The 20,453-nt window shown below is 67.9% G+C and carries 15 protein-coding genes; 5 read left to right on the top strand and 10 right to left on the bottom strand.

Annotated elements, in window-relative coordinates; translation table 11 throughout:
* Positions 1-57: 57 nt before the first annotated feature.
* From VZQ01_RS29355 to dnaE, 5 genes are all read right to left on the bottom strand, one after another.
* Positions 58-3,318, bottom strand: coding sequence for an RCC1 domain-containing protein (locus VZQ01_RS29355; RefSeq protein WP_426745296.1), 3,261 nt, complete (start codon positions 3,316-3,318; stop codon positions 58-60).
* 569 nt (positions 3,319-3,887) lie between these two features.
* Complete coding sequence (locus tag VZQ01_RS29350) at positions 3,888-4,715, bottom strand: crotonase/enoyl-CoA hydratase family protein (RefSeq protein WP_141325784.1); 828 nt, start codon at positions 4,713-4,715, stop codon at positions 3,888-3,890.
* A 68-nt stretch (positions 4,716-4,783) separates the two neighbouring features.
* On the bottom strand, positions 4,784-5,506 hold the full coding sequence (gene sitI6, locus VZQ01_RS29345) for a SitI6 family double-CXXCG motif immunity protein (RefSeq protein WP_426745295.1): 723 nt from the start codon (positions 5,504-5,506) through the stop codon (positions 4,784-4,786).
* A 7-nt stretch (positions 5,507-5,513) separates the two neighbouring features.
* Positions 5,514-6,197: a SitA6 family polymorphic toxin lipoprotein gene (sitA6, locus tag VZQ01_RS29340; RefSeq protein WP_426745294.1), complete on the bottom strand. Its 684-nt coding sequence runs from the start codon at positions 6,195-6,197 to the stop codon at positions 5,514-5,516.
* A gap of 88 nt (positions 6,198-6,285) precedes the next feature.
* Positions 6,286-9,837 (bottom strand): DNA polymerase III subunit alpha, encoded by a 3,552-nt coding sequence (gene dnaE, locus VZQ01_RS29335; RefSeq protein ID WP_426736328.1) that lies wholly within the window; start codon positions 9,835-9,837, stop codon positions 6,286-6,288.
* Between the two features lie 341 nt (positions 9,838-10,178).
* Here dnaE and VZQ01_RS29330 point away from each other — a divergent pair, with 341 nt between their 5' ends.
* From VZQ01_RS29330 to VZQ01_RS29320, 3 genes are all read left to right on the top strand, one after another.
* Positions 10,179-10,628: a Spy/CpxP family protein refolding chaperone gene (locus VZQ01_RS29330; RefSeq protein ID WP_426745293.1), complete on the top strand. Its 450-nt coding sequence runs from the start codon at positions 10,179-10,181 to the stop codon at positions 10,626-10,628.
* A gap of 87 nt (positions 10,629-10,715) precedes the next feature.
* Positions 10,716-11,522, top strand: a complete 807-nt coding sequence (locus VZQ01_RS29325) for a M14 family metallopeptidase (protein WP_426745292.1) — start codon at positions 10,716-10,718, stop codon at positions 11,520-11,522.
* A 73-nt stretch (positions 11,523-11,595) separates the two neighbouring features.
* Entirely contained in the window at positions 11,596-12,486 is an 891-nt protein-coding gene (locus VZQ01_RS29320; RefSeq protein ID WP_426745291.1) for an aldo/keto reductase, read from the top strand.
* 22 nt (positions 12,487-12,508) lie between these two features.
* Here the strand turns inward: VZQ01_RS29320 and VZQ01_RS29315 are convergent, their stop codons facing one another.
* Positions 12,509-14,326: a glycoside hydrolase family protein gene (locus VZQ01_RS29315; RefSeq protein ID WP_426745290.1), complete on the bottom strand. Its 1,818-nt coding sequence runs from the start codon at positions 14,324-14,326 to the stop codon at positions 12,509-12,511.
* Positions 14,327-14,483: 157 nt separating this feature from the next.
* Between VZQ01_RS29315 and sitA6 (VZQ01_RS29310) the strand changes: the two genes are divergently transcribed.
* Positions 14,484-15,155 carry a SitA6 family polymorphic toxin lipoprotein gene (gene sitA6, locus VZQ01_RS29310; protein WP_426745289.1) on the top strand — a complete coding sequence of 224 codons (672 nt, stop codon included), beginning with the start codon at positions 14,484-14,486 and terminating at the stop codon, positions 15,153-15,155.
* Positions 15,156-15,161: 6 nt separating this feature from the next.
* The gene (gene sitI6, locus VZQ01_RS29305) at positions 15,162-15,884 is read left to right on the top strand and encodes a SitI6 family double-CXXCG motif immunity protein (protein ID WP_223781719.1); all 723 of its coding nucleotides are present in this window, start codon (positions 15,162-15,164) and stop codon (positions 15,882-15,884) included.
* A gap of 9 nt (positions 15,885-15,893) precedes the next feature.
* On the opposite strand, the gene VZQ01_RS29300 is transcribed toward sitI6 (VZQ01_RS29305), so the two are convergent.
* The 4 genes from VZQ01_RS29300 to VZQ01_RS29285 form a co-directional block, all read right to left on the bottom strand.
* Positions 15,894-17,105 carry a substrate-binding domain-containing protein gene (locus VZQ01_RS29300; protein ID WP_223781718.1) on the bottom strand — a complete coding sequence of 404 codons (1,212 nt, stop codon included), beginning with the start codon at positions 17,103-17,105 and terminating at the stop codon, positions 15,894-15,896.
* Between the two features lie 34 nt (positions 17,106-17,139).
* Positions 17,140-17,997: a WGR domain-containing protein gene (locus tag VZQ01_RS29295; protein WP_223748063.1), complete on the bottom strand. Its 858-nt coding sequence runs from the start codon at positions 17,995-17,997 to the stop codon at positions 17,140-17,142.
* Between the two features lie 60 nt (positions 17,998-18,057).
* Positions 18,058-19,053: an NAD-dependent epimerase/dehydratase family protein gene (locus VZQ01_RS29290; RefSeq protein ID WP_267699778.1), complete on the bottom strand. Its 996-nt coding sequence runs from the start codon at positions 19,051-19,053 to the stop codon at positions 18,058-18,060.
* A gap of 90 nt (positions 19,054-19,143) precedes the next feature.
* On the bottom strand, positions 19,144-20,325 hold the full coding sequence (locus VZQ01_RS29285; protein ID WP_223781715.1) for a GNAT family N-acetyltransferase: 1,182 nt from the start codon (positions 20,323-20,325) through the stop codon (positions 19,144-19,146).
* Positions 20,326-20,453 lie beyond the last annotated feature (128 nt).

The following is a 20,453-nucleotide window of genomic DNA, read 5'->3' as shown; positions in this document are numbered from 1 at the left end:
TGCCCTGGGAATCCTCGCATCACGGACTCGAAAGGAGGAAGTCCTTCTGCATCTCGGTTACTGAGGCAAGAGGACCGGCACCGGCCAGAACTCTTGCGCGGCTGGGGCACCGTCCCCCAACTGTCCGAAGATGTTGTCCCCGGAGACCCAGACAGAGCCATCGCTGGACTGGTGCAGGGAGTGGTAGCTCCCCCCCGCCGAGGTCACTGCGTCGAACACCCCGGAGACACGCACAGGAGCAAACCGGTTCGTCGTGCTGGCGTCTCCAAGCTGGCCGAAATCGTTGTCTCCCCAGGCCCACAGCGTCCCATCGTTGCGAGTCGCATATGAAGAATAGTCACCAGCCCCCAAGCTCCTCACTGAACTCAGGACCTGGATGGGGGTGCTGACAGTTCGAAGAGGGCTGTTGCCTACGGAGCCACGGCCATTGGAGCCCCACGCCCAAAGGGAACCATCCGAACGTCGAGCCAGGGAATGAAAGTCCCCCGACGCAATCTCCACCACTCCCGTCAAAGAGGGGATCTGCACAGGGTAGAGCAAATTGGAAGCGCTCTGCCCGGTTCCCAGAATGCCTCCCTGATTATCCCCCCAAGCCCAAACCCTGCCGGCGACGTCCAGCGCCATCGAACTCGTGTAGGCCGCCGACACGGAGACGACCCCAGTCAACCCGGAAACCCGAACAGGACTGAGGCGATCTGCAATCGTTCCGTCCCCCAGGGCGCCCGTGGCGTTGTAGCCCCACCCCCAGACCGTGCCATCCGAGCGAACTGCGAGTGAATGATACTTCCCCGCGGCAATCGCAATCACGCGATTCAATCCTGGAACGGGCGCCGGCGCGGAGTGGTAGATTCGGGTTCCATCGCCCATCTGCCCATGGTTCTCGAAGTCGAGACCACAGGGGGTCGCGCTCCAGGTCCACACCGTCCCATCCGAACGCAAAGCCATGAAGTGGCAATAGCCAGCGGCGACCTCCACGACCTGACTCACGCCAGGAATCTGCTTCGGTACATGGGACCAGCCATTGCCAGACCCCCATGCCCAGACAGTTCCGTCGGAACGGAGCGCCACGGAGGTCATGTGTGCCGCGGCGACACCCACGATGTCCGTCAAGCCAGGAAGCCGGTAAGGGACCTCTCGCCGGTCGGAAACCCCGTTGCCGAGTTGGCCGTGGCGATTGGCCCCCCACGCCAGGAGCGTTCCGTCCGCGCGCTGCGCAAATGAGTACCCACTGCCCGCCGTGACCGCGGTGATTTCGCTCACACCCGCCAGTCGCATGGGCTGGCTGACGGAGCCCTCCGCCCCGTCTCCAAGCAGCCCTCCTCCCCAGATCCAGACGGAGCCATCACCGGCCAGAGCCATGGACTGGGAATAGCCCGCGGAGATCTCCGTCACCCCCGCCAGCCCCGTGATTTGAACCGGTAAATGGCGATCAATCCGAGTGCCGTCCCCAAGCGCGCCAGAGGCGTTCGAGCCCCAAGTCCAACCGGTGCCATCTGCACGAAGCGCGAAAGAGTGGTATGAGCCACCCGCGACGGCCACGATGTTGCTCACGCCTCCAATCTGCATGGGAACGGTACGTGATGTCGTCGTCCCGTCGCCCAACTGTCCGTAGGTGTTGCTGCCCCATGTCCAGACACTGCCGTCCGCACGCAATGCGAGGGTATGGTAGTCACCGCTCGCGATGGCCACCACGCTGGAGAGGCCGGGCACTTGAATGGGCGTTGTGTTCGACCCCAAGGTGGACCAAGCCCACACGGTTCCATCCCCTCTGAGGGCATGCACTGTCCACGACTCAGCGGCGACGGCGATCACGTTGGCAATTCCGCTGAGCTTCTGGGGAAGAAGGGAATCGCTGGAACCACCCCAGGTCCACACGGTCCCGTCCGCCAGGACCGCGACAGGAGAGTGGTCCGTCGCGGCAACATCCACGACGTAACCCAAGCCCGCGACCGGCACGGGAATGGCGCTGTCATTGGTGGTTCCATTGCCCAACTGACCTTCGCTGTTGTCGCCAGAAGCCAAGAGCGTTCCATCCGGCCTCAAGAACAAGGTGAAGGCACGGTAGCTGCTCGCGCCGCCTGGGGCGACCTTGCTCCATCCCGATCGGACATTCGTGGAGCCCGGAGTCGCACGGTCCTGCAACGTTCCGTTGCCGAGTTGTCCCAGGAAGTTCCCTCCCCATGACTTGACCAGTCCCGAGGACAAGAGCACCAGCGTGTGCGTGCTCCCCATGGCCACCATCCGGCCCTGAGACAAGCCGCTGACCTGGACGGGACTGGTACGGTCCACCTGCGTCCCATCGCCGAGCTGCCCATAGGCATTGAAGCCCCAGGCCCAGATGGTTCCATCCGACCGTACAGCGATGGAGGAAGACAACCCCGAAGCAATGGCTGTCCAGGTCCCCTGCCCCGCCGCTTGAACTGGAGTCAGTCGGTTCGTGAGGGTCCCGTCTCCCAACTGACCATAGGCGTTGTTGCCCCAGGCCTTGACAGCACCATTCGCCTGCAGCGCGAGAGAATGACTGTCTCCCGCGGCAATGGCGTTGACGTGGGTCAGCCCGGGGACCTGGGTTGGGGTGAGGCGACGGGCCGTCGAGCCATTACCGAGCTGTCCGCTGGCACCAGCACCCCACGCATGGACGGTTCCATCCGCGCGCAGCGCCATCGAGTGGGCACTGCCTCCCGCCAGCGCAACCACGTTGCCGAGGGTCGTCCCCACCTTGACTGGCGTCGTGCGCGAGGCCACGGAGCCGTTGCCCAACTGCCCATCTCCGTTGAAGCCCCATGCCCAGAGCGTCCCGTCCGTGCGTGCGGCCAGGGAGTGTTCCGTGCCCGCGCCAACGGTGGTGATGCCAGTCAGCCCTGGAACCTGCGTGGGAAGGGCGCTGTCTTCGCCGGAGCCGTTACCCAACTGTCCCGAGGAATTGGAGCCCCAGGCCCACACCGAACCGTCCGCGCGCAACGCCAACGAGTGGGAGAGCCCGGCTGCGACGGCGACCACATGGGTCAGCCCCTGGACCCGGACGAACTGAGCCCGGTCGATATAGGTCCCGTCCCCAAGCTGGCCATAGACGTTGGACCCCGCGGCCCAGACCGTCCCATCAGGACGGATGACCAGGGAATGCTCCTGTCCGGCAGCCATTCGCGCCGGAGGTGCGCGGCTGGCAGCCTGGGTCATGCCCTGGTTCGCAAGCGCCACCGGAGCTTCCTGGTGGGGCGTTTCCGCAACACCACAACCTGCCGCAAGAAATGCTCCGAACAGCATCGGGAGCAGCTTGACAAGCGCCCCCGTCGGACGGAACCCCGCCAAGAAATACATACAGAAAGGACCTTTCCACAAAGAGAGGACTCACAACCCGAGGGTCGCGAGCCCGCGCCAATCAAACCCAGGCCGCCATATAGCGCACAGGAAAGGGAATTGCGCCACAGACAAGACAGCACAGCGAATGGTTGACATTGCGGGGAGAGGATGAGGCGAGGAGTCTTCAAGGACCTCCCTGGCGCCTTCATGACTCCCGAGCGCATTCGGCGGGCAGGCCGGCAGGTCTTGCTGGCCGGGCCCGCTCACTGGAGGACAGCCCCCGGTTCCACGCAGGATATTAAAGGCATTGCCCGGCAAGAAAGGCAGACACCCACCCGAAGAGCCAGACAGGCTTTGATTCAATGTGTAGCCGGGAGGTTGCTTCCGACGAACCTGGAAGGAGGCACGAGGCAATAGCGGCGGTGGAGAGATGCGCACCCTTCCGCGCGGAAGGCCAGGCGCGGGAGTGCGCGCTCCTGCCATGCAGGAGCTGAGCGCCTCGCCACCACGATTGAGGCGCCCACGGTCCGGCCAGCCAACCCGCTCCGCCATTCCATGGGACGCCCAGGCCAGGAACGTCGGTGGAATCAGCGGCCCAGGAACCTGGCGGGGCGGCGCTCGGCGAAGGCGGAGAAGGCCTCGGCGAGGTCGTGGGACTGGAGGAACGCGGAGTTCCACACGGCGACGTAGCGCAGGCCGTCGGCGGTGGACTTGTCGGCGCAGTACTCCATGACCTGCTTGGCGCCCTGGACGACGAGGGGAGGATTCTCGGCGATGCGGCGCGCGGTGGCGCGAGCCTGGGTGAGCAGTTCCTCGGCGGAGGAGAACACCTCATTGACGAGGCCCATGCGCAGGGCGCGCTCGGCGTCCACGTCGCCGCCGGTATAGGCGAGCTCGCGCGTGTGGCCCTCGCCGATGATGCGGGGCAGACGCTGGAGGGCGCCCAGGTCCGCGACGATGCCGACCTTCACCTCGCGCAGGGAGAACTTCGCGTCGCGCGAGCAGTAGCGGAAGTCACACGCGGCGATGAGGTCCATGCCTCCGCCGATGCACCAGCCATGCACGGCGGCGATGAAGGGCTTGCGACAGCGGGCGAGGCCCTCGGTGGCCTGCTGCATGTCGCCAATGAGCTTGAGCAGCCGGGTGCGCTCCAGGGCGAGGTTGTTGTCGCCGGTGAGCAGCGGCCCCAGGGACTCCATCATGCCCATGAGGTCCAGGCCGTAGGTGAAGTGGTCGCCGTTGCCACGGACGAGCACCACGCGGACGGAGTCATCGTCATCGAGTGCGCGGATGGCCTCCGGCATCTCCCGCCAGAAGTCCGGGCCCATGGCGTTGCCACGCCCCGGGCCCAGCAGAACCACCTCGGCGACTCCATCCGCCTTCTCGATGCGCAGCGACTTGTACGTGGCGTCCATCACGGCCTCCCGCGAGAGTGGGCGCACCGTACCTCACCCACGCGAAAGCGGCGCGAGCTTGCGGGTTCTCAGCGAACCGCCAGTTCGCGGAAGATGACGCCTCCCAGGTCCAGCCGCCGCACGGCCTCCACGAATCGCTCGGTGACGATGAGCGTGGCCCAACCTTCTCGATGACGGAACACGTCGACATCTTCTGGAAGCGAGGCTGAATCCAGGAGGATGTCCTTCGGCCAACTTGCGGAAACGCGGCCACAGCTCGCGCAGGGCGAATCCCATGAGGACGGGCGCACATCGACATGAAGCCGACCCTGCAGTTGGAGCTGGAGCTGGAGCAACTCAGGTGGGTTCGCACCTCTGAATCGAATCTCGACGGGACAGGCGTCGAGGCCTCGAACTCCCTCTGCACGCAGCTCATCCAGCGCCCCGCGTCGGAGGAAGAGCGCAAATGGGTCTTGCATGAACAACCCACCAAAACTCCCCGAGCCCTTTCCGGTGTATGGCCCGAACTGGGCCCCTGGCTCCAGCAGCGCCCATGATGGCGCCAACGGGCGAACCAGCTCACGCAGCCGCGAGAACTCCTCGAACGGGACGGGCCACGGGTCCTTCAGCTTCCGCAGCACTTGAGGAGGCAACCCGGACAGGTCCACACAAGGATACGCAAGCCACGGCACGCCTCCGCCGAGGCGACACTTCGGGCAAGGCTCCACGCCCGGCAAGCACCACTTGTTCACCGCATCCAGGCGTCCGGTGAAGCCGAGCGACGTGTCCTCTTCGACCTTGTAGAACTTCACGGGACCTCTAGGGAGCACGGAGCTGAGGCATCGAATTGAACGGCGCCAGGGGCGCATTGTAGGGCACCACCGGCCCCGTCAGCTCGAAGCGGAAGATGAGCTCGACGGCCTTGCGATGCAGCTCCTCGCGCGTCACGAAGCCACCCTGCTTGCTGTCCCGATAGTCTCGCCACGCCTGGTTCCACTGTCCGCCCCTCCCCGTCCCGCTGTGCAGTTGCCGGTGGATGTGCTCGGGAATCAAGAGGGTGAACTTGTGGATGTCGATGCCATTCGCCCGGAACCATCGCGCGAGCTCCGGCTGCTGCGGGAACAAGTGATGATGCACGAGCTTCCCCGGCTCGCGAGGTAGCGCGGGAACGAAGCCCTCGCGGTAACGGAAGTGGAACGTCATCCTCGGCCGCGCACCCGCGCGGAGCCCCAGGCTTCGGAGATTGCGGAAGGCCGGAGGGGCCCGAGGCGGTGGGCGCATCGCCAGCGCCGGCTCCACCCGAGGAGTCTCGGTGTCGACGTCCTCACAGCCGAACAGGCCGCAGGCGCCCCCATCACAAGCAAGCACCACGCACTCTTCCTCATGAGCGCGCGAGCACGCCCCTACCGCTGCGGCTACCCCTCGAGCGTGAACCGTCGAAGGGCCACAAGCCGCACCGACCCACAGCAGGAATCCAAGGACACATCCGCGGAGCAGCCACATTCCGCGGACTGTAGTCACGAAAGAACCCCTTTCGCGGCACTCCAGGCGAGGTCCCCCCGGCCCCAGCAGGGCCGGAGGACGCAGCCCATCACCCGAACTCGACCACCTTCATCCCGAACAGTCGGTCCACGGCGAGCAGCAGGTCGTCATGCACCTGGACCTTCAGGGACGTGTTCCCGATGAGCGCCTCGCCCTCACCCGGGAACAGCACGCTGACGGCCACGGGCGTGGCTCCCGCGTACTTCTTCGCCAGGTCGTTGAGCTTCGCCACCCGGTCCTCCGTCAGCAGGTCCGCCGGCACCCGCAGCTCCAGCCGCTTGGTGCGCTTCTCCCGGACCTCCTTCAGGCTCTGGATGTTGTCGACGATGAGCTCCGGCGTGGGCGAGTCCTCGTCACGCTGGCTGATCTGCACCGTCCCCGTCACCAGGATCGGGTCGTCCGACTTCAGCAGGTGCTCCCAGTTCTCGAACCCCGGCTTGGGCCCCTGCTTCGTCCACTTGCCGTTGCTCCCCATCACGCTGCGCGTCCCCTCCTTGCCCGGGAAGCACACCAGCTCGATGGAGCCCGACAGGTCTTCAATCGTCACCCACGCCATGCGCTTGCCCGTCTTCGTGGGCCGCTCGCGCAGCACCGTCACGACGCCCGCCACCGTGAGCTTGTCGTCCTTGCGCGCGCGCTGCACCGCCGTGATCGGCTTCGCGTAGCGCTTGAGCTCCTTGTCGTACTGATGCAGCGGATGGCCCGACACGTAGAAGCCGATGGCCTCCTTCTCCAGCGCCAGCCGCTCCTTCTCCGACCACTCCTCCACCACCACGTAGTCGTCCTTCAGCCCCGCCCCACCCGACGCCGGCCCCGCCAGCATCCCGAACAACGAACTCTGCCCCGCCGCCTTGTCCTTCTGGCTGGCCGAGCCCCGGTTCATCGCCTTCTCGATGGTGTCGAAGATCTGCCGACGCGGCCGCTTCTCGAAGTCGAACGAGCCCGCCTTCACCAGCGCCTCGAGCACCTTGCGGTTCACCTTGCGGCTGTCCACGCGCTCGCAGAAGTCGAACAGGCTCTTGAAGTGCCCGTCCTTGCGCGCGTCCAGGATGGACTCGATGGCGCCCTCGCCCACGCCCTTGATGGCGCCCAGCCCGAAGCGGATCTTCCCCTCCACCGCGCCGAACTGCAGGTCCGACTGGTTCACGTCCGGCGGCAACACCTGCAGGCCCGACTCGCGCGCCTCGCCGATGTGCTTCACCACCTTGTCCGTGTTGTCCTTCTCGCTGGAGAGAAGGGCCGCCATGAACTCGCACGGGTAATGCGCCTTCAGCCACGCCGTGTGGATGGTGACGAGGCCGTACGCCGCCGAGTGGCTCTTGTTGAAGCCGTACTCGGCGAACTTCTCCATCAGGTCGAAGATTTCACCCGCGACCTTCAGGTCGACGTTGTTCTTCGCGCACCCCTCGAGGAAGCCGGCGCGCTCGGCCTGCATGACCTCGGCCTTCTTCTTGCCCATCGCGCGGCGAAGCAGGTCCGCGCGGCCCAGGGTGTAGCCACCCAGGACCTGCGAGATCTGCATCACCTGCTCCTGGTACACGATGACGCCGTACGTGTCCTTGAGCACCGGCTCCAGCGCGGGATGCGGATACGACACCTTCTCCCGGCCGTGCTTGCGGTTGATGAAGACGTCCACCATGCCGGAGTCCAGCGGACCCGGGCGGTAGAGGGCGCCGGCGGCGATGACGTCTTCGAAGCAGGACGGCTTGAGCTTCACCACCATTTCCGTGAAGCCGCTGGACTCCATCTGGAAGACGCCGGCCGTGTCGCCCTTGGCCATCAGCTCCCAGACCTTGTCGTCGTTGAGCGGAATCTCGTGCCGGGGGATGTCCTTGCCGTGGTTGCGCTTGACCAGGTCCAGCGCGTGCTGAATCACCGTGAGCGTCTTCAGGCCGAGGAAGTCGAACTTCACCAGCCCCGCCGCCTCCACCTCGTCCTTGGCGAACTGGGTGATGAGCGTCTTCTCACCCGGCGGCTGGTAGACGGGCACGAACTCCCACAAGGGCTTGTCGGCGATGACCACGCCGGCCGCGTGCATGCCGGGCTGGCGGTGCAGGCCCTCCAGCGCGAGCGCGATTTCCAGCACGTCCTTCGTCGTGACGGGCTTGCCCTCCACCTCGCCGATGTTGCTGGGCTTCTCCATCATCTCCTTGAGGCGAGGCTCCATCTCGATGGCCTCCTTCAAGGTGATGTTGAGCACCTCCGGCACCAGCTTCGCGATGCGGTCACCCTCGCTGAACGGCAGCGCGAACACGCGGCACACGTCGCGCAGCACGCTCTTGGCCTTCAAGGAGCCGAAGGTGATGATCTGCCCCACGTTCATCTCGCCGTACTTGCGGCCGACGTACTGGATGACCTCGTCGCGCCGGTCCTGGCAGAAGTCGATATCGAAGTCGGGCATCGACACGCGCTCCGGATTCAGGAAGCGCTCGAACAGGAGGTTGTACGGGATGGGGTCCACGTCGGTGATTCGCAGCGCGTACGCCACCAGGCTGCCGGCGCCGGAGCCACGGCCCGGGCCCACCGGGATGCCCATCTTCTTCGCCCAGTTGATGAAGTCCTGGACGATGAGGAAGTAGCCGCTGAACCCCATCTTCTGGATGACGCCGATCTCCAGCGACAGGCGCGCCTGGTACTGCTCGCGGTCGATGGGGTACGTCACGGTGGCCGCCAGCTCGTTGAAGCGCTCGCGCAGGCCCTCGTAGGCCAGCTCCGCCATGAAGCTGTCGGGCGTGTGGCTGTCGGGCACCTTGAAGGTGGGCAGCATGGGCTTGCCCAGCTTCAGCTCCAGGTTGCACTGCTCGGCGATGCGCTGGGTGTTGTGGACCGCCTCGGGCGTGTCCTTGAAGAACTCCAGCATCTCCGTGGGGCTGGTGACGTAGAGCTTGTCGGTGGCGTGCTTCAGGCGCTTGTTGTCCGCCAGCGTCTTGCCGCTGGCGATGCACATGAGCAGCTCGTGCGCGCGCGCGTCCTCGCGCTTGATGTAGTGCGCGTCCGCGGTGGCGCACAGAGGGATGTCCAGGTCCCTCGACAGCTGCATCAGGTTCTCGTTGGCCTTGTCCTGCTCGGGCATCCCGTTGGACTGCACCTCCAGGAAGAAGTGCCCGGGCTCGAAGATGTCCTTGTACTCCTGGGCCGCGCGGCGGGCGTGGTCCATGTCCCCGCGGAAGCACGCGCTCGTCACCTCACCGCCCAGGCACGCCGTCAGCGCGAACAGGCCCTTGCTGTGGTCGGCGAGCACCTTCTTGTCGATGCGCGGGTGGTAGTAGAAGCCCTGCATGTACGCCGTGGACGACAGGTAGCGCAGGTTGGCGTAGCCCTCCGCGTTCTTCGCCACGAGGATGAGGTGGTGGGAGACCTTCTCCGAGCGGTCCTCACGCCCCTTGGGGCCGGCGACGTACGCCTCCATGCCGAGGATGGGCTTGATGCCCGCGTCCTTCGCCTTCTTGTAGAAGTCGATGGCGCCGAACATGTTGCCGTGGTCCGTCACGGCGACACTCGTCATCCCCTTCTCCTTCACCGTCTTGATGAGGTCCTTCATCCGGATGGCCCCATCGAGCAGTGAGTACAGGGTGTGAAGGTGCAGGTGGGTAAAGGACATGGTGAGGCGAACAGTATGGCCCTCGCCCCCTGCTCGCCAGTCCAGTGTGCGCCCCGCGCGCGAGGGGCCCTGGAGGCCGGAAAATCGGCCTCTTGCGCCGTCGTGTCCCCGTCGGAAAATGGCGGCCCGGGGCCCTCGGAGAACTTGACTCCGCGCGCCTCCCCACCCGGCGTCCAGGCGAGCACGTCCGGGGCGGAACTCCGGGGGCGCACGGGCCTTCATGTTTCTTCACGCCCGGTACAAGCGCGCCCAAAACCCGGCCGGCACATTGGACAGCGTCGCCAGTACGGCGCAGCCACCCGGGGCCGCTTTCGGCGCGCCCCTTTGCCGGAGAGAAGACCATGATGAAGAAGCTCGCCATCGCCAGTTCCGCCGTCGTCGCCGTCGTGCTGCTCAGCGGCTTCGCCTTTCGCGGAGGGCACCACGGCTGGGGCCACAACCCCGAGCGCATCAAGCAGGTGGTGACGTGGAAGCTCAACGACAAGCTGGATGACCTGGACGCGACGGAGGCCCAGCGCCAGTCCATCCACGCCGTGAAGGACCGCCTGCTCGAGCAGGGCGCGAAGCTGGCCGAGGAGCAGCGCGGGGTGCGCTCGGAAGTGGTGGGCCAGCTGGAGTCCGCCACGCCCGACGCGAAGCGGCTGCACGCGCTGGTGGACGAGCGCATCGAGGCCCTGCGCGCGTTCGCCCACCAGGCGACGGACGCCGCGCTGGAGGTGCACGGCACGCTCACGCCCGAGCAGCGCAAGGCGCTGGCCACGGAGTTCCGCGAGCGCACCGGCCTGGAGTGAGGAGCCGCGTCCCCCACTCAACGGCCTTCGTCTGCCCGCGGGTAGGAATGGGTAGGCGACGAGGCGCGCCGCGCATAGGTTGGGAGCGTGAGATACCGGTACACCGACTACGCGCAACGCATCCGCTCCTTCGAGAACCTCGGTGAAGTGGCCGAATACGGACACGTCATCGAGGGCGGGCAGACCTACCCGCTCTTCCGCATCACCGTGCCCGGTGAGCGTTGGCTGGTCATCACCTCCGGCTTCCATGGTGAGGAGCCCGCGGGTCCGCTCACGCTGGCCGAGCGCCTGCCGGAGGTGGTGGCCTACGCGAAGGAGCGCGGCGTGGGGCTGCGCGTGTATCCGTGCATCAACCCCTCCGGCTTCGAGGACGGCACCCGCTACAACCGCAGCGGGGAGAAGCCGAACAACGACTTCATGCGCTACGAGGTGGCGCCGGGCGAGTGGCGAGGAGAGCTGAACTCCGGCCAGGCGCACCTGCGCTGGGCGCTCTACGACGGCGGGCCCAAGGAGACGCGGGCGGTGCGCGCGGACCTGGCGCGCTGGCCCGCGCCGAACGCCGCGCTGGACATCCACCAGGACAACTACCTGGGCGGCGCCGCGACATATGCGTACGTCTTCGGGGACAAGGCCGCGTACCTGCCGCTCGTCGACGCCGCGTCGAAGCACGCCACGGTGATTCGCAACCAGAAGGTGGACGAGAACAACTTCACCGATGACGCGGGCCTCATCTGGTACCACGACGGCAGCGTGACGGACTGGTACATGCGCCAGGGCGTGCCGTACACGGCGGCGCTGGAGACCACCACGCCCACGAGCCTGGACGCGTGCCACCAGGTGAACCTGGCCTGGATCCGGGGCTTCATCGACCTGGCCGCGCGCAAGGAGCGCTGACCGACGCGACGTGCGGCGTGACATGCTGACCCGCCGGTCCGTTCCCTGCGGGTCGCGCGAGGAGGCTGTCACCGTGCAACGTCTGGAGCGCCGTCCGCTGGGGATGACGGGCCTGAAGGTGTCCGCGCTGGGGCTGGGCGCGGGGCCCTTGGGGAGCGCGGAGCTGGAGGACCGGGCGGTGGAGGCACTGCTGCTCGGCGCGCTGGACGCGGGGGTGAACCTCATCGACACGGCGCCGAGCTACGGCGCGTCCGAGGAGCGCATCGGCCGGTTCCTCGGTGCGCGCCGGGGCGACGTCGTCCTGTCCACCAAGTGTGGCTACGGCGTGCCGGGGGTGGAGGACTGGACGCCCGAGTGCATCACGCGAGGCGTGGACCAGGCGCTGCGGCGGCTGCGGACGGATTACGTCGACGTGATGCACCTTCACTCGTGTCCCGAGGAGGTGCTGCGGCGCACGGAGCTGGTGGATGCCCTGCGGCGCGCGGTGGCGCAGGGCAAGGTGCGCGTGGCGGCGTACTCGGGGGACAACGCCGCGCTCCAGGTGGCGCTGGCCAACGGGGCCTTCGGCTGCGTGCAGACCTCCGTGAATGTGTTCGACCAGCGGGCGCTGGAGGGGGCGGTGCCGCGCGCGGCGGGGATGGGCGTGGGCGTCATCGCCAAGCGGCCCCTGGGCAACGCGGCGTGGCGCCACGACACGCGGCCCCAGGCGCACGACGTGGGGCAGTACTGGGACAGGATGCGGGCGATGCAGGCGGACCTGGGCGGGCTCGAGTGGGATGAGCTGGCGCTGCGCTTCGCGGCCCATGCACCCGGGGTGAGCGCGTGCATCGTCGGCACCACCCAGGCGTCACGGCTGCGGCGCAACCTGGACATCCTGTCCAGGGGGCCGCTTGCCGAGTCACAGGTCGCCGGACTGCGCGAGGTGTTCCGCCGCCATGACGTGGGATGGGACGGGGTGATTTGAGGGGCCTTGCCCCTGTCACCGGTCAGCGTCGCCGTCTCGTCGAGAGGCTCCGCTGAAGCAGGGCCATGACGCCGAGCACGGTCAGCACACCGGAGGACGTGGACGCGCCGTGGGTCGAACCACAGCCGAGGGACTCCTCGGCATCGCTCAGCATCTCGGTTCTCTCTTCGCTCACGGACGCCGTGACGCCGGCCCGCACCTGGTGATTCAGGACGCGGAAGTCACTGTCCGCGATGAGGGTCCGGACGGAGGCGCGGCCGAGGTCGTCGATGGGCGGCGCGCCCGTGCGGAAGACAAACCGGTTCGCAATCTGCACCTCACTGCCTCCAGGAGGCCGCACCCAGACGCTGTAGCGACGCGCGGGCAGGTCCGCGAGGATGCGCACGTGGTACGTGCGGCCATTGACGTACGGAACCCGGGTGAGTGACGCATACGCGCCCGCATTGCGCACGTCGAAGTGCCCCTCCAGGTTCATGCGCACCGTCATGTTCAGCGAGGCGTAGTCCGTCACCGAGGTGGAGCTGTCCGTGTAGCCGATGGTTCCATCCTGCCGGGAGGCGAGCGGCGTCACGTCGAACTCGATGGTGCGCACGCCGGTGTTGCCGCTGCCCAGCCGGTGCTGGCTCTCGAAGAAGGAGAGCTTCGAGTACCAGGGGTACGGAGGGTTGGGATTGAAGCGCAGCACCGCCTCCAGGAAGTAGTAGTCGCCGTAGATGAGGCTGACGTCGACCTCCTGGTTCGCGGGCAGGTGCCCCACGCCATGCAGCAGCAGTCCCGGGCTGTTGGTGCCCTGCGCGAAGTACGCGGGAGACACCAGGGTGTCGAGCGTGCGCAGGGCGGCGTCGCGGTAGCGCGTCTTGCGCGCGGCATCCGTCTCCAGCTGACTCAGCTCCAGCAGCGCCGAGGCGACGATGGCCGCTGCGGAGGAGTCCTTCTGCGTGCCTGGCGCATCGAAGTCCCACTTGGGCACCATGTCCGTCGGCACGCGCGACAGGTACCAGTCCGTCACCTTCCGCGCGGCGGCAAGCATCCGAGAGTCCCCCGTGTATCGGTACACCATGGTGTACCCATGGATGAGCCACGCGTGGCCTCGGGCCCAGGTGGAGTTGGTGGAGTACCCCTGGAAGGTGCCCTTGGAGCGGATGGCGCCGGTGGCGGCGTTGTAGTCCACATAGTGGAACGAGCTGCCATCCGGGCGCACCGCGTCTCGCAGCGTGGTGAGCGCATGGTTGACGGCCATGGTGCGCAGCTCCGCGCGCCCGCCGTTCGCCGAGGCCCACAGGAGCAGCTCCAGGTTCATCATCGTGTCCGTGACGAGCGGCACGTCCCACGCGGAGTTCCAGTCACAACAATCGATGATGCCGATGCGCGTGTTGTAGCGGGCCGCCAGGGACTCGGCGGAGGTCAGCAGCACGTTGCGGTAGTAGGCGTCTCCGGTGAGCCGGTAGGCATTGCCGAAGCTGAGGAACATCTTGAAGCCCAGGTCATGCGTCTTCCGGTTCGTCTTCTGCACCTCCAGGGGCCGCGTCCATCGGTCGGCCTTGCTCTGCCACGAGGGCTCAAGCCCCACCTGGTAGAGCTGCCACAGGCCGCCTGGGAAGAAGCCCTGCGTCCACGCGACCTCGTCCGTGTTGGCCACCGTCGTCCACGTCCCATCCGCGCGTGAGGCCTTCGGAGAGCGCGTCTCGTTCGGCATGGCGGACGCGGACTTCCGAAGCTGCGTCCGCGCGAACCCCACCACCTTCAGCGCGTCCGCGTCATTGAACGCACGGGCCCCACTTCCGCCCAGGAGCAACACCAACCCCAACACCTTCCATGTCCAGGATGCCAACGCCCTCATGCCCCCTCCCCTCACTCGCGGCCAAGGTGGTCTCGAGTGCATCCAGAAGCCAGGGCGTCCAGCACGGGGCGCACTGCTCGACGATGGGACTGTGAAGCGTCGTGCGCCGCCCTCCTTCTCGAGGGCATGACAGATGCCCCTCGTACCATGCCAACCCATGCGAACCCTGCACGCCCCTCTGGTTGCGTTGGTCCTCGCGTCCTTCTCAGGCTGCACCACCCTCGGCAAGCCACCCATGCAGCAGGCCTGGGACGCAGCCGAGGTGGAATGCCACACACCCGAGGAAGACCAATGCGTCTCCCTCCTGTGTCTGGGCGAAGCCTGCGGCTTCTACCCCTGCGAACGCGCTCCCGGAGACATCGAGCTGGCGCGCTTCCCTCCGGCGCGTCCACCTGCGGCGAGCGCGGCTCCAGGCAGAGGGCCCAGGCGGAACTGGGGCGGAGCCCAACAACTCCCACCAGGCGCGGTCATGGTCTTCCCGAACTGGAATGGCGCTCCAGCGACGGTCATCCCGCCTTCACGCCAGCTCACTCCGGGGCGATGGGAGAAACACCACATCTTCCCCCAGGCCCGAGACCTCGCCGACTGGTTCGAGCAACAAGGCGTCAAGATTCACAGCTACACGATGCCCATTCCCCTTCACGTGCACAGGCGAATCCATGACGGCACGGGGCGAGGTGGAGCCTGGAACGATGCGTGGCGTGACTTCATCCGAACCTCTCCCAGGGCAAGTCCCGAGGAGATCTTCCGGCATGCGGGAGAGCTGATTCATCGATTCGACCTCATCGGAGGTCCCATCCAGCCCTACTATTCCCGCCCAGGAGCCTAGGCACGCATGAGCCGTTACTTCTTGTTGGGCGAGGACAGGGCGGCCACCGCCAAGCACGGCGGGGAAGTCGATGCGACGCATCGGTGGCGACTTCCCGGAGTGAAGTGCCCTGCGTGCGGCGCCACCTGGAGCGACGTGGGGCATGACCATCCCTCCGTCGACCTCTCGGGCCTCGCCGAGCACCGCGCATTCGAGCGACCTCGACCGGAACCTCTCGCCGAGCTCAACCGACTGCGCGAGCTGGTGCGTCCCTTGTTACCTCCCCAAGCGGAGCTTCCACCCGGCACGCACTTCGGCCCGCTGGTGGGTCAGGCCTTCGGCGCCTTCGGTCCACTGGCCTGGGTCGGAGGAATCAGACTCCTCCTCCGGTCGGAGGTCCTGGAACAACTTCGCGCCGCCGGAGTCCGTGGACTCGTCGGCTGCCGCACCGAGCTCCGACACCGGCAGAAGAACCCCCCCGAGCTGCTGGAGCTTCAGCTTCGACCGACAGGCCGGCTGCACCCGAGCAGCCTCCCCGCGGACACGCCTCCGGCCTGCGCAACCTGCGGACGCCAGTCCTTCCGCTGGCCCGATGCGCCCATCCTGGAGGCAGCCACCCTCCCCACCGAGGCGGACCTGTTCCGGTTGGGCGACTTCGCCACGATGGTCATCTGCACGGAGCGGTTTCGCGATGCAGTGAGCCAACTCGCCCTGGAGGGCCTCACCTTCCGCGCGCTGCCGACGCGGTAGACGCTGTCCCTACCGGCCCGACGTCAGCACGCGCGACCAGAGCATCAACAAATCCCTGACCACGGGGCCCTCGGGCACCTCCGCCACGGGCGGCACGTCCACTTGAACTCCGTGGGACGCCAGCCGCGTGAACGGATTGTCCGGGTCCTCGGTCTTCAACGGCACCGCCGGGTCCGCCGGCCGGAAGCCGAACTGGAGCGCCCGCTCCTGCACCGGCCGGCTGTGCAGATAGCGCAGCCACTCCAGCGCCGCGTCCTTCTGCGCGGGCGTCACCCAGTCCCCCTGCAGCACCGCCGCCGGGTGGTCGCTCCACAACGTGAGCGCGGGATACGACACCTTCAGCTCACCCCACCGCCCCTGCGCCTGCGACACCTGCGCAATCGCCAGGTTCTCGTACACCACCGCGATGTCGTAGCGCGAAGGCCCGAAGCGGACCATGTCCGCCATGAAGGTCCCCGTCGAGGCCTCGAAGCGCGTCACCCCCCGCTCCAACGCCTTCATCCAATCCTGGTACCCCGGGTCCAGCAGGTCTTCCACCGTGAGCCCACCCCGCTTGCCGTAGTACTCCAGCGTCGCGAGCAGCAACGCCTGCAGCCCCGAGTTCGAGCGCGTCGGGTCCGTGTGGCCCAGCTTCACCAACCCCCACTCCCCCTTGCCCCCAATCGCCGGCCAGCCCCGAGGGCTCGTCACCGCCTTCTGGAGGACCTTCCACGACACCGCGCCGCCACCACTCGCCTTGCGCAGCACCTCCGCCCGGTCCGCCCACACCACGAACACCAACGGCGTTATCACCAGCGGACGCGGCGCCTGCTCACCGGCCTCCGCGAACAACGGCCGACGCGTGGCGTCCGTCGCCCAGTCCGACGCGAGCATCCGCAACACCGCGCTGTCCGCCGGGCTCCACACCGTGGGCTGCTCGCGGCCCTCCAGGATGGCCTGCGCGGCCTCCAGCGAGCCTCGCCCCACCAACGTCAGACGGATGGACGGGTTCGCGCGCTCGAAGTCCCGCGCCGCCGCCTCCACCCAGTCCTTCTTCTCCGTGCTGTAGAGGAAGGTGACGTCCACCACCTTGCCCGGCCTCGAGGGCCGGGACACCGAGGTGGGCAGCGGCGTCCCCGCCTCCGGGACCTCCGTCGACCGGGGCCCCCGCTCCGAGGTCAGGTACAGAACCCCACCCAGCGCGGCGATGAAGCCGACGACGATGAGAACCCTGGGTGTCATGTGCCGCCGCGTCCCCCATCCAGCATGTCGCGCCTCAGGCCTCCAGCCGGGAGAGTCGTCCCGCCAGCGGCGTCTCGCTTCCCGCACTCACGCCCTTGACCCACTCGGACAGCGAGCCGCCGGACTCGGACAGCTTCTTCTCCACGTGCGGCCGCAACTGATTCCAGCGCTTCGCCCAGCCCTCCTCGGAGGCGCTGCCCTTGAACCCGGGGCGCTCCGCCAACAGCAGCCCCAGCCGCAGCGCCAGCTCCGGCTCGCCCAGCGAGTCCGCGCGGCGCACCATGCCCAGCTCGCCCGACTCCGGCGCGGACTTCCACAGCGCCACCGCGCGGCTGAAGGCGGCCACGTCCAGCTCGCTCAACAACCCCAGCGCGTGGCGCAGCGGCAAGCGCCCCTCCTTCGGAGTCGCCACCACGCGCTTCATCAGCGCCTCGAAGACGGGGGCCAGCTGCGCGTGCGCGGCCGGGTCCACGCCGCCCAGGGCCCTGAGCGCCCTGCGCGCGCGACGGGCGCGAGAGGTGACCTCCCAGCTGCGCCAGCCCAGGCGGGCCCGGAGCCCCGCGAGCGCCTCGGCGGCGGCGTCCAGCGTCGCCTGCGTCGGCGTGGCCACGGGCACGCGGCGCGGCAGCGGCGTCTGCTTCGGCGCGGCGGGAGGCGCGGCCACGGCGACGGCGGGAGCGCCCCCTTCCGTCACCTCCTGGTAGCCCTCGCGCACCTTCTCTGCGACCTTCTTGTCGTACTCCTTCTGCGCGCTCGCGGCGTCGGCGAAGGCCTTCTCCTTGCGCTGCCCGGCGGTGCCGATGCGGCCGAAGGTGACGATGAAGACGTTGCCCTGAACCTCCGGCTGCCAGAACTTGGAGCTGGTTCCCTCGACGAACTCGAACCTACGCATGGCCCATCCTCCCGGTGCACTGGCCGCCCACAAGGCTACCGCACACGCACCCGGCGCGCCTCAGGCGGCCTGTGACGATTTCTCCTGGAACGCCGCCTCCATCTCCTTCAGTCCCATGGCGCGCGGCATCCGCCCCTCGTAGCCCAGCTCCTGGCGGGCCTTCTCGTCGCTCACCGTCACCTCGCGGCCGATGAGCAGCACCTCGGTGCGGCTGAGCGGCGGCCGGCCCGGAAGCCCGAAGGTCCCCCACACGAGGTCCGCCACCGTGGCCACCACCGCCGCCAGGCCATACGGAATCGTGCTCGTGCCCGGGTCCACGCCCTGCGTCTTGAGCATCGCGGTGACGAAGTCCCGGAACACCACGGGCTCCCCGTCCGTGAGGAAGTACGCCTCGCCGCCCCGCCCCTTCTCCGCGGCCAGCAGCATGCCCTCCACGCAGTTGACCACGTGGCAGGTGGAGCTCAGGTAGCGCCCGTCTCCCACCCACTTGAAGCGTTTGGTGCGCACCGCGTCCACCATCTGCGGCAGCACCGACGTGTCGCCGAGCCCCCACACCAACCGGGGCCGCACCGCCACGGTGGTGAAGTCCGCCGAGTTCACGCTCAGCACCCGGCGCTCGGACTCGTTCTTGGTGGACGGGTAGTCGCCGATGGGGCGCTCGGGGAGCGGCCAGGACTCGTTGGCCTTCACCAGGGGCGTGCCGTCCGCGAGCACCGCCTCCGTGCTGACGTGCACGAAGCGCCGCACCCCTGCTGCGCGCGCGGCCTCGAGGACACGCTCCGTGCCGCGCACGTTGGCCTCGTAGTACTCCGCGCGAGGGGCCCACGACTTCACCAGCGCGGCCGAGTGGAAGACGGTGTCGCAGCCCTGCATGCCGCGCGCGAGGACGTCCACGTCGGACAGGTCGCCCTCGAAGGGCTCGCCTCCGGCGGCCGCCACGGTGGACATGGCGACGGGCGAGCGCGCCAGGGCACGCGCCGGCTCGCCGCGCGACTTGAGCGCCGCCAGGAGATACCTGCCCACGAAACCGGAACCGCCGGTGACGAACGCCCGCATGGACCGCTCCTCCACGAATGAGGTCCCGGGCTCCTACCACCTCCTGCCCTCGGGGCGGTAGCCACCCGGGCCCCTGGCGGGCCTGCCGTGTCAGAACATGTCGCGCAGGGACGGCTGGGGGCCGCCGAACAGGGCCATCGCCGAGCGCACCGAGGCGTCATCCGCCTCCACGAGCCCCACCGAGCGCAGCGCGGCCGCGGACTGGAAGCCCGTGTACAGCGTCGCGAGCTGGCGGATGTCCAGCTTCAGCCGGCCCTCGCCTCCGCGCGTCACGCGGCCCACGCCGTCCTGGACGTCGAGCACGAAGCGACCGCGGTTCTCCTCGAACAGCTCGTCGGCCACCTCGAGGTGCAGCGAGCCGGACAGCCCCGGCGTCCAGCCTCGCGACTCGAGCGCGCGCCGCACGTCGAGCACGCGCGCCATCCAGTGCATGTAGACCTTCACGGTGTACGACTGCTCGCGAAGGAGCAGGAGGAACGGGTCGTCCGGGCCGCCGTACCAGACGACCTCCGTGCCCAGGGAGTGGTGGTCACCGAGGAAGCGCAGGAGCCGGCGCGCCGCCGCCGGGGTGCTGGCGACCAGGTCGGTCAGGGCCAGTTCCTGGCGCAAATCCTTGAGGGGCCTGCGCGCGAGGTAGACATAGCCCTCGATGCCGGAGGCGCCCTCGACGAGATAGCCGTGGACCTGCTCGGAGCGGGGGTTTCGCACGCGGGTCCACGAGAACTCGCTGCGGTCCAACCAGCCCGGGCGGAGGCTCGCCTCGCGGTTGTAGCAGGCGGAGATGGCGGCCTCATCGCGCGGCTCGATGGCGCGGAGTGACAGCGTGCGCTCGCCCATCTCGAGCGCGGCCATCTGCACGCGGATCTCATAGCGGGCTCCAGCCTGTTCGTAGCCGGCGCGCCGGTAGAGCGGCTGGGTGGCGGGGTACAGGATGGACAGCGCGGCACCGGAGGCACGGGCCTCCTGGACCAGCCGGGTCATCAGGCGACTGGCGGTGCCCTGTCCGCGGTGGACAGGGGATACACCCACGCCGCCCACGCCGACGACGGGCACGCTGCGTCCGCCGAACCACTGTCCCTTGCGGATGGAGACCAGGGTGCCGGCGACCTTGCCACCTTCGCGCAGCAGTCGGAGGTCGTTGGAGTCCAGGCGCTGTCGCCACGCGGCGCAGTCCGCGGGCGTCATGGCATAGGCATGCATCAAGATGTCCGACACGGCGGAGATTTCCTGCTCGTCTCTCGGCGGTCCAAAGTCGTCCGACGTCGCTTCCACGTCTGATGTCCTCCTGCCGGGCACATCCGCGAGCCCACGCGGCATCCTACCGGCGGTCCACCTCCTGCTCACGAAACTGGCGCGAGGCGGCTGACGCTGGCGGTAGCATGGGGTTCCCCCCCCGAAAG

The organism is Myxococcus faecalis, assembly GCF_050039385.1.
Lineage (GTDB): Bacteria > Myxococcota > Myxococcia > Myxococcales > Myxococcaceae > Myxococcus > Myxococcus fulvus.
Note: the sequence above shows the minus strand (reverse complement) of the source record. Positions and strands in the feature narration are given on the sequence as shown.

Excerpts from the sequence above, each read along its gene's own strand:
- VZQ01_RS29315 (WP_426745290.1), bottom strand. The coding sequence starts at position 14,326 with ATGAGGGCGTTGGCATCCTGGACATGGAAGGTGTTGGGGTTGGTGTTG.
- VZQ01_RS29290 (WP_267699778.1), bottom strand. The coding sequence starts at position 19,053 with ATGCGGGCGTTCGTCACCGGCGGTTCCGGTTTCGTGGGCAGGTATCTC.
- VZQ01_RS29355 (WP_426745296.1), bottom strand. The coding sequence starts at position 3,318 with ATGTATTTCTTGGCGGGGTTCCGTCCGACGGGGGCGCTTGTCAAGCTG.
- dnaE (WP_426736328.1), bottom strand. The coding sequence starts at position 9,837 with ATGTCCTTTACCCACCTGCACCTTCACACCCTGTACTCACTGCTCGAT.
- sitI6 (WP_223781719.1), top strand. The coding sequence starts at position 15,162 with ATGAGCCGTTACTTCTTGTTGGGCGAGGACAGGGCGGCCACCGCCAAG.
- sitA6 (WP_426745294.1), bottom strand. The coding sequence starts at position 6,197 with ATGTGGCTGCTCCGCGGATGTGTCCTTGGATTCCTGCTGTGGGTCGGT.
- sitA6 (WP_426745289.1), top strand. The coding sequence starts at position 14,484 with ATGCGAACCCTGCACGCCCCTCTGGTTGCGTTGGTCCTCGCGTCCTTC.
- VZQ01_RS29330 (WP_426745293.1), top strand. The coding sequence starts at position 10,179 with ATGATGAAGAAGCTCGCCATCGCCAGTTCCGCCGTCGTCGCCGTCGTG.
- VZQ01_RS29350 (WP_141325784.1), bottom strand. The coding sequence starts at position 4,715 with ATGGACGCCACGTACAAGTCGCTGCGCATCGAGAAGGCGGATGGAGTC.
- VZQ01_RS29295 (WP_223748063.1), bottom strand. The coding sequence starts at position 17,997 with ATGCGTAGGTTCGAGTTCGTCGAGGGAACCAGCTCCAAGTTCTGGCAG.
- VZQ01_RS29300 (WP_223781718.1), bottom strand. The coding sequence starts at position 17,105 with ATGACACCCAGGGTTCTCATCGTCGTCGGCTTCATCGCCGCGCTGGGT.